The organism is Flavobacteriales bacterium, from assembly GCA_016715895.1.
Lineage (GTDB): Bacteria > Bacteroidota > Bacteroidia > Flavobacteriales_F > PHOS-HE28 > PHOS-HE28.
Genome location: JADJXH010000003.1, coordinates 142,550 through 157,110 on the forward strand (window position 1 = coordinate 142,550; position 14,561 = coordinate 157,110).

The window sequence follows — 14,561 nt, forward strand, 5'->3', positions numbered from 1 at the left end:
GCGGTGCGGCTACCTTTGGAAGCCGATGGACAACAGGTTGGTGCGCGCCCTTGTTCTGATGCTGGGGCTGGGGACGGCGGTGGTGGCTTCGGCGGGCAAGCTGGAGAAGGCGTTCGAGGCGCTCAAGGTGTACAACTACTTCCTGGCCCGCCAGCTGTTCCAGGCCCAGGTGGGCCGGCAGCCGGCGGCGGCCTGGTACGGGTTGAGCGTGATCGCGGGCCGGGCGGACAACCCGTTCCACCAGCCCGATTCGGCGCACACCTATCTGGTGCGCGCCGAGGCGGCCTATGCGCTGAGCGACGAACGCACGCGGGCCCGCATCAAGCCGCTGGGGGTGGACGAGGAGGCGCTGGCCGGGCAGCGGGCCTACCTGCACGGGCTGGCGTGGGACCAGGCGCGGGCGGCCAACACGCTGGAGGGCTACGATCGCTTCCTGGAGCGCCACCCCACCGCGGCGCAGGCCGCCGATGCGCGGGCCGTGCGCGACCATCTGGCCTTCCAGCAGGCGCGCGAGCGCAACACCGCGGCGGCCTATCAGGCCTTTCTGGAGGCCTATCCGGGCGCGCGCCAGGTGTACGAGGCGCGCGGGCGGCTGGAGGAGGCCGTGTACCGCGAGGCCACCGCCGACAGCAGCATCGCGGCCTACGTGCGCTTCATCGGGCAGCACGGCGAAAGCCCCTACGTGAAGCAGGCCGAGGACGCCATCTACACGCTGAGCACCCCGCGGCGCACGCGCGACGAGCTGCGCGGGTTCATCGCCAGCTACCCGACGAACCACCGCGTGCCCGACGCCTGGCGCGAGCTGTACGCCACCTATGTCCGCGACCTGGATGCCGCGGCCATCACGCGCTTCCTGCAGGAGAACCCCGACTACCCCTTCATCCAGGAGCTGAGCGAGGACTACCGCGTGGCCAGCCTGGTGCTGCTGCCGTTCCGGCGGGGCGGTGCCTGGGGCTTCATCGACGACCAGGGCGTGGAGCGGATCAAGGCAGCGTACGAATGGGTGGAGCCCTTCCGGAACGGGCAGGCGCTGGTGGGGCGGGATGGACGGACCGGCACGGTGAACAAGAGCGGCAAGGAGGTGATCCCCGTGGAGCACGATGACGTGTCGGAGTTCAGCGAGGGGTTGGCCACGGTGGAGCGCGCGGGCCGGGTGGGGGTGATGGACCGCACCGGAACCCTGGTGGTGCCGATGCGCTACGAGGAGGTCGGCGAATACCGCGAAGGCCTGGCGTACGCCGCGCTGGAGGGGCGCTATGGCTACATCGATGCGCGCGGCGGCACGGCCATCCCGTTCACCTTCGACCTGGCGGGCACCTTCCACCACGGACTGGCGGTGGTGGAGCGCGCGGGACGCAGCGGGGCCATCGACACCCGCGGCCAGGTGGTGGTGCCCTTCGAGCACGACTGGATCGAGGGCTTCGACCGGGGCGTGTCGCGCGTGCGGCGCGATGGGCGACTGGGCCTCATCGGCCCGTTCGGCGACACGGTGCTCGCGCCGGTGCACGCGCATGTGGGCAGCTTCGCCGGTGGCCCGGCGCTGGTGGTGGACGGTGAGCGGTGCGGGTACGTGGACCGCCAGGGGCGGTGGGTGGTGGCGCAGGAGCTGGAGGCGGCGGAAGGGGTGATCGCCTGGGGCGAGTTCCGCAACGGCGTGGCCGAAGTACAGGTGAAGGGTAAGCGGGGGGCGATCGACAGCACGGGCCGCTTCCTCATCCCGGCGCAGTACGTGGATCTGGGCGGCTACGCCCACGGCCTCCTGCCCGTGAAGAAGAAACTGAAGTGGGCCTACGCCGATCGCGCCCACAAGCTGGTGACCGAGGCGAAGTACGACCAGGCCTGGCCGCTGGAGGGCGGGCTGGGGCGCGTGGTGGTCGACGGGCGCTGGGGCGCGGTGGACAGCACGGGCCGCGAGGTGATCCCGCCGCGCTACGAGGCCTTGTCCGATGCGGCGCACGGCATGCTGGTGGCCCTCCAGGGCGGACGCAGCGGCGCGGTGAGCGGGCAGGGGGCGGTCCTGGTCCCGTTCGAGTTCGAGAAGGTCGAACCCATCGCCGCCGATCTGGTGCGCGTGGAGCGGGCGGGGCGCATGGCCTACTTCAAGCCTTCCGCCGGCCGGATGATCTGGAAGGAGGAAGGCTTCGACGTGGCGGCCTCACCGCAGTAGGGTCACGTGCCCGGTGAGGCGCTCCTGCCGCACGCCGTCGCGGCTCATCGCCTTGTAGCGCAGCACCCAGGGATAGACGCCATCGGGCGCCGGCATGCCGTTCACCGTGCCGTCCCACGAGAGGTCGCCCAGCTCGCGCGTCACGATGCGCTCGCCCCAGCGGTCGAACACGTCCAGGGTGAGCTGCAGCAGCTGGCCCTCCACGCTCGGGGAGAAGACATCGTTCATGCCGTCGTTGTCGGGGGTGAACGCGTTGGGCACGTAGATGTAGGGACCGCAATCGCCGAGGATCACGCGCACACTGTCGGTCACGCTGCCACAGGCGCCGTCCACGGTGGCCCAGTAGACACCGGGTCCGTTCACCGCGAGGGAGGGCCCTTCCGCGCCGGTGTTCCACAGCACGGTGCCCGACGCGAGGGCCTCGAGCACCACCTGCTGGCCTTCGCAAGCCTCCACATCGCGGCCCAGTTCCAGCGACGGATCGGGTGCGGTGCTCAGGGACACGCTCTCGGAGAACGGACAGCCCTGGAAGGTGCCGGACAGGGTGTAGATGCCGGGCTGTGTGGCGAGCAGCGTATCGCCCGTGGCGCCGGCGGACCAGCCCAGGCCGATGAGGTCCGGAGGCGCCACGAGCAGGAGCGTATCGTCGGCGCAGAGGACCGCATCGCCGCCGAGGACGTTCTGCGGCACGGGCACCACGCTCACGAGCGCGGCATCCTGCCGGGTGCATCCGCCGAGGCTCACGGTCACCGACACGGTGCCGGCCTGGCTGGTGGTCCAGGTGGGCGCGGAGCTTCCGTCGGGCCAGGTGATGGAGGCCCCCGGGATGTTCACGGTGAAGGTGTGCTCCTCACCCGGGCAGAGCGTCACATTGGGACCAAGCTCCACGGCGCTGAGGTCGATGAAGGTGGCCGTGATGGTATCGCTGGCCGAACAGCCGTTGGCGGTGGCGGCGATCCAGTAGGTGCCGGAGGCGTTCACCGTCAGGGAGGGCTGGGTGCTGCCGGTGCTCCACAGCACCGAAGCGGAGCCCACCGACGGCGCCAGCACCAGCGATGTGCCGAGGCAGAGGCTGGTGTCGAGGCCCAGCTCCACGTTGGGCAGCGGCACCACGGTGAGGGTCATGGCGTCCGTCGCCGTGCATCCGTTCAGGTCGACGACCACCGTGTAGGCCCCCGTCGTGGTGGCCGTGAAGGTGGCGTTGGTGCTTCCGTCCTGCCACAGGTAGGTGGCTCCAGGAACGGTGGCATCCAGGTTGGCCGTGCCGCCCGCGCATACGCTCTGGTCCGGTCCCAGGTCCACCGTCGGCAACGGGTTCACGGTGATCACCGCGGTATCGCTGGCGGCGCAGGGCCCCACCGTGACCGTCACGGACACCGTCCCGGCCGTGGTGGTGGTGAAGGTGGGCGCGGTGGAGCCATCCTGCCACAGGTAGCTCGCACCGGGGGTGGTGACGTCGAAGGCGGCCGGTGTGCCATCGCACAGGCTGAGGTCGGGTCCCAGGTCGACCACCGGCGTGGGCAGGAAGGTGAGGGTGATGGTGTCGCTGACCGCGCAGGCGCCCTGGGACACCTGCACCCAGTAGAGCCCGCTCGCGGTGGCCGGCAGGGTGGCGCCGGAACTGCCATCGCTCCAGAGGTAGGTGGCACCCGGCAGGGTGGCATCAAGCACCAAGGTGCTTCCCGCGCACAGGGTGGCATCGGGTCCGAGGTCCACGGCCGACGGAGTGGCGACGAGCACGTCGACCGCGTCCTGTGCGGTGCATCCGTTGGCGCCGGTCACCGTGGCGCTGATCGTGCCCGCCACGGCGATGGTGTAGGTCCATGCGGTGGATCCATCCTGCCACACGATGCTGCCGCCCGCACCGGTGAGGTCGAAGGTGAGCTGCTCACCCGGGCAGAGGGTGGTGTCGTTGCCCAGGTCCACCGTCGGGGCCGCCAGGGCGTTCACGGTGAGCCCGTCATTCGCGGAGCAGCTGCCGATGGACACGGTGACGGCCACCGCCCCGGGTCCGGTCGCGGTGAAGGTGGGTCCGGTGCTGCCGTCCTGCCACAGGTAGGTGGCGCCAGGTGTGGTGGCATCGATCACGGTCGTCAGCCCCGGGCAGAGGTCGACATCGGGCCCCAGGTCCACCACGGGGGCCGGTGCCACGGTGAGCACGAAGCTGTCCGTGGCGCTGCATCCGTTGGCGGTGACCGTCACCGTGTAGGTGCCTGCCGCGGACGCGGGCCGTGTGGCGCCGGTGCTTCCATCGTCCCACAGGTAGGTGCATCCGGCGCAGGTGGCGTCCAGCACCAGTTGATCACCGGCGCAGATGCTCTGGTCGGGACCGAGGTCCACGGTGGGTGCCGGGCTCAGGCTCACCTGCACCGCATCCGAACCGCTGCAGCCGTTCACTGTGATGGTGCAGCTCACCGCGCCCGCGGCCGTGGCCGTGAACGTGGGGGAGGTGCTGCCGTCGTGCCACAGGTAGGTGGCGCCCGCGGTGGTCGCATCCAGGGTCACCTGGTCTCCCGGGCAAAGCATGAGGTCCGGGCCGAGGTTGAGCGCCGGGAGCGGGTTCACCAGCACATCCACCGCATCGCCGGCCGTGCATCCGTTCACGGTGACATCCACGCTGTAGGTGCCGGCGGCGTTCACCGTGCGCGTGGCGGCGGTGCTGCCATCGTCCCACAGGTAGGTGGCGCCGGGCGTGCTGGCATCGAGGGTCACTTGGTCGCCCGCACAGAGCGTCACGTCCGGGCCGAGGTTGACCACGGGCAGCGGGTTCATCAGCACATCGATCGCATCGCTGGCGGTGCATCCGTTCACCGTCACATCCACGCTGTAGGTGCCGCTGGCGTTCACGGTGCGGGTGGCGGCGGTGCTGCCGTTGTCCCAGAGGTAGCTGGCGCCCGGCGTGGTCGCGTCAAGGATGACCTGATCTCCGGCGCAGCCCGTGACATCCGGCCCCAGGTTGACCACTGGCAGCGGGTTCACCAGCACATCGATCGCATCGCTTCCGGTGCATCCGTTCACGGTGACGTCCACGCTGTAGGTGCCGGCGGCGCTCACCGTGCGGGTGGCGGCGGTGCTGCCATCGTCCCAGAGGTAGGTGGCGCCGGGCGTGGTGGCATCCAGGGTGACCTGGTCCCCTGCGCAGAGCGTGATATCCGGACCCAGGTTCACGGTGAGCGCAGTGCTCACGATCACCGTGATGGCATCGCTTGCGGTGCACCCGTTCACCGTGACGTCCACGCTGTAGGTACCGGCGGCGTTCACGGTGCGGGTGGCGGCGGTGCTGCCATCATCCCAGAGGTAGGTGGCGCCAGGCGTGGTGGCATCGAGCACGGCCTGTGTCCCCGGGCAGAGCGTCAGGTCCGGGCCCAGGTCCACCACCGGAAGCGGGTTCACGAGCACATCCACCGCATCGCTGGCGGTGCATCCGTTCACGGTGACGTCCACGCTGTAGGTGCCTGTGGCGTTCACCGTGCGGGTGGCGGCGGTGCCGCCGTTATCCCAGAGGTAGGTGGCGCCGGGCGTGCTGGCATCGAGGGTCACTTGGTCGCCCGCACAGAGCGTCACGTCCGGGCCGAGGTTGACCACGGGCAGCGGGTTCATCAGCACATCGATCGCATCGCTGGCGGTGCATCCGTTCACCGTCACATCCACGCTGTAGGTGCCGCTGGCGTTCACGGTGCGGGTGGCGGCGGTGCTGCCGTTGTCCCAGAGGTAGCTGGCGCCCGGCGTGGTCGCGTCAAGGATGACCTGATCTCCGGCGCAGCCCGTGACATCCGGCCCCAGGTTGACCACTGGCAGCGGGTTCACCAGCACATCGATCGCATCGCTTCCGGTGCATCCGTTCACGGTGACGTCCACGCTGTAGGTGCCGGCGGCGCTCACCGTGCGGGTGGCGGCGGTGCTGCCATCGTCCCAGAGGTAGGTGGCGCCCGGCGTGGTGGCATCCAGGGTGACCTGGTCCCCTGCGCAGAGCGTGATATCCGGACCCAGGTTCACGGTGAGCGCAGTGCTCACGATCACCGTGATGACATCGCTTGCGGTGCACCCGTTCACCGTGACGTCCACGCTGTAGGTACCGGCGGCGTTCACGGTGCGGGTGGCGGCGGTGCTGCCATCATCCCAGAGGTAGGTGGCGCCAGGCGTGGTGGCATCGAGCACGGCCTGTGTCCCCGGGCAGAGCGTCAGGTCCGGGCCCAGGTCCACCACCGGAAGCGGGTTCACGAGCACATCCACCGCATCGCTGGCGGTGCATCCGTTCACGGTGACGTCCACGCTGTAGGTGCCTGTGGCGTTCACCGTGCGGGTGGCGGCGGTGCCGCCGTTATCCCAGAGGTAGGTGGCGCCGGGCGTGGTGGCATCGAGGGTCACTTGATCGCCAGCACACAGCGTCACATCCGGGCCGAGGTTGACCACGGGCAGCGGGTTCACGAGCACATCCACCGCATCACTGGCGGTGCATCCGTTCACGGTGACGTCCACGCTGTAGGTGCCGCTGGCGTTCACCGTGCGGGTGGCGGCGGTGCTGCCATCGTCCCAGAGGTAGGTGGCGCCCGCTGTGGTGGCATCGAGGATGGCCTGGCCCCCCGCGCAGAGTGTGAGATCCGGACCCAGGTTCACGACCGGGACCGGGTTCACGAGCACATCCACCGCATCGCTGGCGGTGCATCCGTTCACGGTGACGTCCACGCTGTAGGTGCCGGCGGCGCTCACGGTGCGGGAGGCGGCGGTGCTGCCGTTGTCCCAGAGGTAGGTGGCGCCGGGCGTGGTGGCGTCGAAGGTCACCTGATCGCCGGCGCAGAGGGTGAGATCCGGGCCGAGGTTGACCACGGGCAGCGGGTTCACGAGCACATCCACCGCATCGCTGGCGGTGCATCCGTTCACGGTGACGTCCACGCTGTTGGTGCCGCTGGCGTTCACCGTGCGGGTGGCGGCGGTGCTGCCATCGTCCCAGAGGTAGGTGGCGCCTGGCGTGGTGGCATCCAGGGTGATCTGGTCGCCCGCGCAGAGGGTGACATCCGGGCCGAGGTTGACGACCGGGACCAGGTTCACGAGCACATCGACCGCATCACTGGCGGTGCATCCGTTCACGGTCACGTCCACGCTGTAGGTGCCGGCGGCGCTCACGGTGCGGGTGGCGGCGGTGCTGCCATCGTCCCACAGGTAGGTGGCGCCGGGCGTGGTGGCATCGAGGGTCACTTGGTCACCGGCGCACAGCGTCACATCCGGGCCGAGGTTGACCACGGGCAGCGTATTCACCAGCACATCCACCGCATCGCTGGCGGTGCATCCGTTCACGGTCACGTCCACGCTGTAGGTACCTGTGGCGTTCACGGTGCGGGTGGCGGCGGTGCTGCCATCATCCCACAGGTAAGTGGCGCCGGGTGTGGTGGCATCGAGGGTCACTTGGTCGCCCGCGCAGAGGGTGAGGTCCGGGCCGAGGTTGACCACGGGCAGCGGGTTCACGAGCACATCGACCGCATCGCTTCCCGTGCATCCGTTCACGGTGACGTCCACGCTGTAGGTGCCGGCGGCGCTCACGGTGCGGGTGGCGGCGGTGCTGCCGTTGTCCCAGAGGTAGGTGGCGCCGGGCGTGGTGGCATCGAGGGTCACTTGGTCGCCAGCGCAGAGGGTGAGGTCCGGGCCGAGGTTGACCACGGGCAGCGGGTTCACCAGCACGTCCACCGCATCGCTGGCGGTGCATCCGTTCACGGTGACGTCCACGCTATAGGTGCCTGTGGCGTTCACCGTGCGGGTGGAAGCGGTGCTGCCATCGTCCCAGAGGTAGGTGGCGCCGGCTGTGGTGGCATCCAGGATGACCTGATCACCGGCGCAGAGTGTCACGTCCGGGCCCAGGTTCACGACCGGCAGCGGGTTCACCAGCACATCGACCGCATCGCTTCCCGTGCATCCGTTCACGGTGACGTCCACGCTGTAGGTGCCGGCGGCGCTCACCGTGCGGGTGGCGGCGGTGCTGCCGTTGTCCCAGAGGTAGGTGGCGCCGGGCGTGGTGGCATCGAGGGTCACTTGGTCACCGGCGCAGAAGGTGAGGTCCGGGCCCAGGTTGACCACCGGCAGCGGGTTCACGAACAGCACCACGGTATCGCGCAGGTTCACCGTGCCGCTGAGGCTGATGTCGTCGATGCCGAAGTCGTTCCCCACCGCCCAGTTGCTGATCACGCGCAGGCCGAGGTCGAGGGCGGTCTGGTTCGGCCCGGTGGTGACGGTGGTGGTGTAGGTGTTCCACACGGCCTGTGCGGCGGGGGCGGTCCACTGGGCCACCGAGGCGGACCAATCCGTGATCAGTTCCACGGTGGCCGGTCCCTGGGTGGCCAGGTTCATCATCCGGAAACTGAAGGTGTAGGTCTGACCGGGGCACACCGTCACGCCCTGGCTCCAGAAATACCAATACTGCTGCGGAAAGCCCGCGTTAACCATCATGAAGTTGCCGTTGCCGGTGCCCTGCAACTGGGGATGGTGGTTGTTGGCGTTCGTCCCGATGAAGTAGCGTCCTTCGCCCTGCAGGTCCGTGTTGTTGACGAACTGGGACCAGAAGCCGGCATTCCCGTTGTTGAAATCGCCGTTGGCCACGCGGTTGCCCGAGGGGTAGCTCACCTGTCCCCAATAGGTGCCTGCGATGCCGGTGGTGAGGCTCTGGCCACTGGAGCCGGTGCTCCAGAGGTAGGTGGGGTATCCGGCGGGCAGGGTGAAGGAGGCGGTCTGTCCGGCACAGAGCGTGGCGTCCGGTCCCAGGGAGATGGAACAGGTGGGCTGGGCCCACGCCGGGGCATGGACCATCCAGGCGACGGCCAGCGTCGCCAGGGCGGTGTGGGTGCGCATGGGGCTCAGGTCGCGCGCTTGGTCAAATTTCGGACCATCCGGTGGAACTCCACGTGAAGCGCGTCTGAAGCTATTCACCGGGCGATGAACACCCGGTTCACCCCCTCCAAGGCCAGCTCCTGGACGCGCTCGAACCGTAGACGCATTCCGGAGGCGATCCGTTCGCTGCGGTCCCGTGTCATTTCGTCGTGCGGGATGGTGTTCACGACAAGGAGTCCGTCCGCTGCGGTCAGTCGACGCAGGTCGTCCAGAAAGGGTTCTTCGGCGGCGGCTTCCGGGACGTCGAGCTCCACGAAGAGGTCCACCACCACCAAGGGGTAGGGCGCGTCCGTGCAGGCCCTGGCCCAGGCGAAGGCATCGGCCCCATGAACGCTGACCAGGGCGCGGTCGAACGGCCGGTGCTGCCGGTCGGCGAGCTGGAGCATCAGGGGCTCGCCTTCGACGCCGACGATGCGGACCTGGCGGTGCAGCTCACGGTGCAGGATGCTGGCCACGCTGCCCGCACCGAAACCGAGCACCAGGGCCCTGTCCGGTCCCGGCCCGGGTGGCAGCACCTGGGGGAGGACCTGCTGCCACAGGCGGTGGAGGCTGCCCCAGCTCTGGTTGGCATGGAGGCTGTTCACCACGGGCCGGCCCAGCTCGTAGGTGAGCTCCAGGGGTTGATAGCGGCCCTGCCAGCGGGCCACACGCACAGGCCAGAACAGGCTGAGCAGCCGCCACAGGGCATCGGTCATGCGGCAAAGATGCCGCATGTGCGGCGCCGTACTTTCGCGCCCCCGTTCCCCACGCCGTGACCAGCATCACCCGGTACAAGCTGCGCAAGCTCCTCAAGTATGCGCTGGTGAGCCTGGGCGTGGCCTGGGTGCTGAACCTCTTCAGCGGGCGGGCGTGGCCGGATTATCTGGGCGCGTGGTTCCTGCTCGGGTTGTGGACGGGGGTGTTGGAGGAGTTCCTGTTCGGGCGCCGGTTCCGCAGCCTGGTGGTGCCGCTGCAGTTCCTGGGCAAGGTGCTGGCGGTGAACCTGCTCACCATCGGGTTGCTGGCCGTGGGCTGGGCCTTCGACCGCCAGGCCGACCTGCCCGGCGGCACGGCGGAGATGGGCCACATGGGCCAGCTGCTGTGGACCAACCAGTTCCTGCAGCTGGTGGTGCAGGTGGTGGTGGTGACCTCATTGGCCATCCTGGTGGTACAGGTGGAGGAGCTCATGGGTCGCAGGATGTTCCTGGGTTTCCTGCTCGGCCGGTATGAGCGGCCCAAGCGCGAGGAGCGCATCATGCTCAGCATCGACCTGGCGGGCAGCACGGCCCTGGCGGAGAAGCTGGGCGACCTGAAGTACTTCCGGCTGCTGAACCGGACCTACTCGTTGATGACCGATGCGGTGCTGCGCAATGAAGCGGAGATCCACAAGTACATCGGCGACGAGGTCATCTTCACCTGGCCGATGCATGTGGGCACGCGGGGCTTGAACTGCCTGGACCTCTTCTTCGACATCGAGGAGCGCATCCGCACGCACGCCGAGGAGCTGGAGCGTGAATTCGGTGTGGTGCCGCGGTACCGGGCCGCGGTGCATGGCGGGCGGGTGATCAGTGCGCAGATCGGCCACATCAAACGGGCGATCGAGTTCAGCGGCGACGTGATGAACGCCGTGAGCCGGATGCTCGGCCTGTGCAAGGACCTCAACGCGGGCCTGCTGGTGAGCGCCGAGCTGCTCAGCCGCCTCGAGGGTGTGGACCAGCGCTTCACGATCGGTCCGCTGCAGGTGGTGCCGGTGAAGGGCCGCCGCCGCGAGGTGCACGTGCATGCCGTGTCCCGGATCCGCAAGGCATGACCACGCCCATCGCTCGCACCGGTGCATGCGCGCGGACGCGCTCCCTCGTCACCGGCCTGCTGCTGGCGGCGCTGCTGCCGGTGGTCTCCGTGGCCCAGGGGGTGGCGCCGATCGTGACACCCTCGGGCCGGTTCGTGCTGTTCGACCAGGGCCGTTTCCATGACCTGGCGACCGAGGCGCCCAAGGACCTTGTGGTGGCGGAGGACAAGCTGGCGTACGTGACCCGGGCGGGCGAACTGAAGCTCGTGCAGAACGGCAGTGTCCATGGGCTTGAGTCCGCTGCGCCCGAGGCGTTGCGGTCCGCCGGCCGCACCATCGCCTACACCCGCGGTGCAGCGCTGAAGCTGGCGGAGCCCACGCGGCCGCGTGAACTGTGCGGGGCGGTGGGCCGGTTCATCGTGCGCGACAGCCTGGTGCTGTTCCACGACCGCACGGACGCCACGGTGAACGTGCACTGGAAGGGGCGCAGCTTCCCCTTGGCCGGTCTCCCGGACACGCTGGATGTGCCGGAGGCCTGGGTGGGCTCCAACACGGCCGTGCTCTTCGATCGCGCGGCGCGCACCGCCTACCGGTTCCATCGCGGCGTGTTGGAACCCTTGGTGGACAGCACCGATGCTGTGCGGGTGGCCGCGGGCGGCGACCTCATCGGGTTCAGTGACGACCTGTCGCGCAGCCTGCAGCTGTGGGACAAGGGCCGCATCACCACCTTGGAGCCGCTCGTGCCACAGGCCATGCAGGCGGGGGATGGCCTGCTGGCCTATGTGAGCGGTGGCGGTGCGTTCAAGTGCTGGAGCGGGGGGCGGGTGCACGCGCTGCTGGACCATGCCCCCACGGCGTGGATGGTGCGGGACAGCCTGCTGGTGGTGGTGGATGCGGGTGCCTTGAAGGTGTTCCACGACGGCGCGCTGCAGGTGGTGGAGCGCTACGTGCCGGAGCAGTGGGTGGCGCAGGGCGGCGCGCTCACCTACCTGGACCTCAACCGCGAGGTGCGTCGCTATGCACGCGGTGAGCGCACGGCGGTGAGCCGGGAGGCCGGCATCGCCCGCTTCGAGGTGTACGGGGACACGGTGGTGTTCACCGGCGATGACGGCGGGGTGAGGGTGTGGTGGCGCGGAGAGGCCTACACGCGCTACTGAGCCTGCGCATTCGCCGCGAGCCGCCTGGTCCCGGACGCCTGTTCGATGCGCGTCAAGGTCCACAGGCTCACCTCCTCCCGCTTGCCGCGCAGGGTGATCTCGCCGATGGGGCGGGCCTCGTACATGTTCTCGGGCAGGCGAAGCACATCCAGGAGGTCCTTGCTGAGGAGGATCTCCACACCGTAGGTGTTGCAGCTGTTCTGGATACGGGCGGCGGTGTTCACCACATCACCGCTGAAGATGCGCTCCTTCTTCACCAGGCCCACCTCGCCGGTGGTGACCTCCCCGTAATGGAACCCGGCCTTGAACTGGGGCACCAGGCCGAAGCGCTGGCGGTAGTGGTCGGCGCGTTCGGCGAGCTTGCGCTGGATGCCGAAGAAACAACGGATGCAGCGGTGGTCCTTCAGCCCCTTGCGGAGCGGCCAGCTCACGCTCACCTCGTCGCCCACGTACTGGTACACCTCGCCGCCGGTGTACACGAGCGGGTCGGTGATGTCCGCATACACGTCGTTGAGCAGTTCGAAGTAGCGGACATGGCCCAGCTTCTCGGCGATGGCCGTGCTGCTCCGCATATCGAGGAACATGAAGATCCGCAGTTCCTGGTGGGGCTTGTCGTAGCGCCCGGCGAGGTAGTTGAAGGCACCGCTGCCATACTGGTCGGTGAGGCGCACGGCCAGCATGGTGGCGGCCATGAGCAGCGTCCAGTAGAGGTATTGCCCCAGGAATGCAAGGGAGAGGATGTCGCTGGGCCGGGGCGGATCGGCGAGCGCGTTCCACGCGGTGCGGACGCCGGCCAGGGCGATGAACACCAGCAGGGCCATGATGCCGACGGCGGGGAGGTAGGCCAGGTGCCGCAGGCGGTCGCGCAGCAGGAAGATGTAGATCCCGCCTCCGAGCAGTCCGCCGAGCAGTGCCCGCCACACATGCTGGCCGAGCTCTTCGGAGACGCCGGCTGGCACCCCGTATTCCCGCAGGACGGCCGTCTCCACAAAGGCCGCCACGACCCCCACCGCGATCCACGCCGCGGTGATGCGCAGCACACGCCGGCTGCGCAGTGCGGTGCGGCCGATGGTGTTGGTGGACCTGGGCATGCGGGGCAAAGGTAGACCGGGGCGGAGGGGCCTCACGCGGCGGAGCGACGCTCGCGGGGGCGCTCGAACAGGTAGTACCACAGCACGCAGCACATGCCCACGGCGAACAGGGCGATGGCGTGCGTCCGCAGCCGGTCCCCGAAAAAAAACTCGCCCACCATCCACGTGCTGTTGGCACCGATCCAGAACACGGTCGCCAGGGCGTGCGCGCGTTCGTAGGCCTCGTGCCGGTGCTTCCAGGCGATGAAAATGGCGACGGCGATGGTCGGTGCGACCATGGCGGTGGCGGGCAGGGCGAGGTCCATGGCCCAGCACATGTCCTTCACCAACCAGAGGACGATGTGGAAGTTCTCGCCCGAGCGGACATCGAGCAGTGGTCGGGCCATGGCGCAGGGCTTTTCAACAGGCGGCAAAGCTCGTGGAAGGAAGGCAGACGGCAGATACCTTTCGGGCCGTGGAACGGGGAGGTCGCACCGCGGAGCGCGGAACCTGGGAGCCTGGGCACCTGCCCAACCTGACGGCGCGCCGCCTGCGGTCCATGATGCTGCTGGTGATGCTCCTGACCGGCCTCGCGGCGCAGGCGCAGCGCGAGCGCTTCTATATCCGGCTGTACGGCCTGGTCACGGAGTATTTCACCGGCGATCCGGAGAAAGGGGTGCTGGTGCGCGTGCTTCGGGACAGCGTGCCGCTGGATGAAACGGTCACCCGGAGCAACGGGACCTACGAGTTCCTGCTCGACCGCGGTGCCATCTACACGGTGTGGTTCTCACGCAAGGACCTGGTGACGAAGCATGTGCGCATCGACGCGCGCGAGATCCCGGTGTTCCCCGATGTACCGTTCTATGAGATGGATGTCCAGATGACCATGATCCAGTGGATCGAGGGGGGCGACTACCAGGTGTTCGACCTGCCCCTGGGCGAGGCCCTGTACAAACACTCGGTGCGAAACCTGAGCTGGAACGTGGAGTACACCGAGCGGATAAGGCCCCAGGTGGCCGAGGCGATGGATGCCTATGAAAAGCTTGTGCGCAAGTACCGGCCGGCCGAGCGGCGGAGGCCTGCGGTGGATCGGTTGTGAGGGGGGCTGGATGTGGGCGCACACGTATGTATGGCCATACATACGTGTGATGATGGTTAGCCGGAGGGACGGTCGCCGGGCAGCGGAACGGGTTGGGGATCAGTACCTTTGGTCGGTTGGTCCGGTGCCATGGTCCGGGGTCCAGGGTCTGGCCTTAGGGTTCATGAATCGGCGGGGTCTCGATCATCAGGTAGACCAGGTGTTCGTTCGGCTAAGTCGCTGAGGTCGATATGATCGTGCAGTGCGCTGCAACCTCTGGCCACCAGAAGTATGTATGGCCATACATGCTTCGGGTGCTGTCCCGCCACGAGCGATCGGAGGGGTTGAAGTGCGCTTAACCTGTCCAGCAGCGCAAAGAAGCACTCGCGTTCGCCAAACCGCTGGTCACCTTGGAACCATGTATGGCCATACATGCATTCCGGGC

The 14,561-nt window shown here is 68.5% G+C and carries 8 protein-coding genes; 4 read left to right on the forward strand and 4 right to left on the reverse strand.

Annotated features, from left to right (window positions below; genetic code table 11):
* The first annotated feature begins 25 nt into the window (after positions 1 to 25).
* Positions 26 to 2,167, forward strand: coding sequence for a WG repeat-containing protein (locus IPM49_00815; GenBank protein MBK9273066.1), 2,142 nt, complete (start codon positions 26 to 28; stop codon positions 2,165 to 2,167).
* Here the strand turns inward: IPM49_00815 and IPM49_00820 are convergent.
* Both IPM49_00820 and IPM49_00825 read right to left on the reverse strand, forming a co-directional pair.
* On the reverse strand, positions 2,156 to 9,004 hold the full coding sequence (locus IPM49_00820; GenBank protein MBK9273067.1) for a gliding motility-associated C-terminal domain-containing protein: 6,849 nt from the start codon (positions 9,002 to 9,004) through the stop codon (positions 2,156 to 2,158). The two genes, IPM49_00815 and IPM49_00820, sit on opposite strands and share 12 nt — an antisense overlap.
* Before the next feature lie 74 nt (positions 9,005 to 9,078).
* Positions 9,079 to 9,738, reverse strand: a complete 660-nt coding sequence (locus IPM49_00825) for a hypothetical protein (GenBank protein MBK9273068.1) — start codon at positions 9,736 to 9,738, stop codon at positions 9,079 to 9,081.
* 56 nt (positions 9,739 to 9,794) lie between these two features.
* Between IPM49_00825 and IPM49_00830 the strand changes: the two genes are divergently transcribed.
* On the forward strand, positions 9,795 to 10,832 hold the full coding sequence (locus tag IPM49_00830) for an adenylate/guanylate cyclase domain-containing protein (GenBank protein ID MBK9273069.1): 1,038 nt from the start codon (positions 9,795 to 9,797) through the stop codon (positions 10,830 to 10,832).
* Entirely contained in the window at positions 10,829 to 11,968 is a 1,140-nt protein-coding gene (locus tag IPM49_00835; GenBank protein MBK9273070.1) for a hypothetical protein, read from the forward strand. The genes IPM49_00830 and IPM49_00835 overlap by 4 nt, the downstream gene beginning before the upstream one ends.
* On the opposite strand, the gene IPM49_00840 is transcribed toward IPM49_00835, so the two are convergent.
* Entirely contained in the window at positions 11,962 to 13,059 is a 1,098-nt protein-coding gene (locus IPM49_00840) for an adenylate/guanylate cyclase domain-containing protein (GenBank protein MBK9273071.1), read from the reverse strand. The two genes, IPM49_00835 and IPM49_00840, sit on opposite strands and share 7 nt — an antisense overlap.
* A gap of 32 nt (positions 13,060 to 13,091) precedes the next feature.
* Complete coding sequence (locus IPM49_00845; protein ID MBK9273072.1) at positions 13,092 to 13,445, reverse strand: hypothetical protein; 354 nt, start codon at positions 13,443 to 13,445, stop codon at positions 13,092 to 13,094.
* A gap of 68 nt (positions 13,446 to 13,513) precedes the next feature.
* On the opposite strand from IPM49_00845, the gene IPM49_00850 reads away from it, so the two are divergent.
* A complete protein-coding gene (locus IPM49_00850; GenBank protein MBK9273073.1) occupies positions 13,514 to 14,137 on the forward strand; it encodes a hypothetical protein in 624 nt (207 codons plus the stop codon).
* Positions 14,138 to 14,561 lie beyond the last annotated feature (424 nt).

Bases quoted from the DNA above. Each gene is read 5' to 3' on its own strand.
- IPM49_00835 (MBK9273070.1), top strand. From the start codon at position 10,829: ATGACCACGCCCATCGCTCGCACCGGTGCATGCGCGCGGACGCGCTCC.
- IPM49_00815 (MBK9273066.1), top strand. From the start codon at position 26: ATGGACAACAGGTTGGTGCGCGCCCTTGTTCTGATGCTGGGGCTGGGG.
- IPM49_00845 (MBK9273072.1), bottom strand. From the start codon at position 13,445: ATGGCCCGACCACTGCTCGATGTCCGCTCGGGCGAGAACTTCCACATC.
- IPM49_00840 (MBK9273071.1), bottom strand. From the start codon at position 13,059: ATGCCCAGGTCCACCAACACCATCGGCCGCACCGCACTGCGCAGCCGG.
- IPM49_00820 (MBK9273067.1), bottom strand. From the start codon at position 9,004: ATGCGCACCCACACCGCCCTGGCGACGCTGGCCGTCGCCTGGATGGTC.
- IPM49_00825 (MBK9273068.1), bottom strand. From the start codon at position 9,738: ATGACCGATGCCCTGTGGCGGCTGCTCAGCCTGTTCTGGCCTGTGCGT.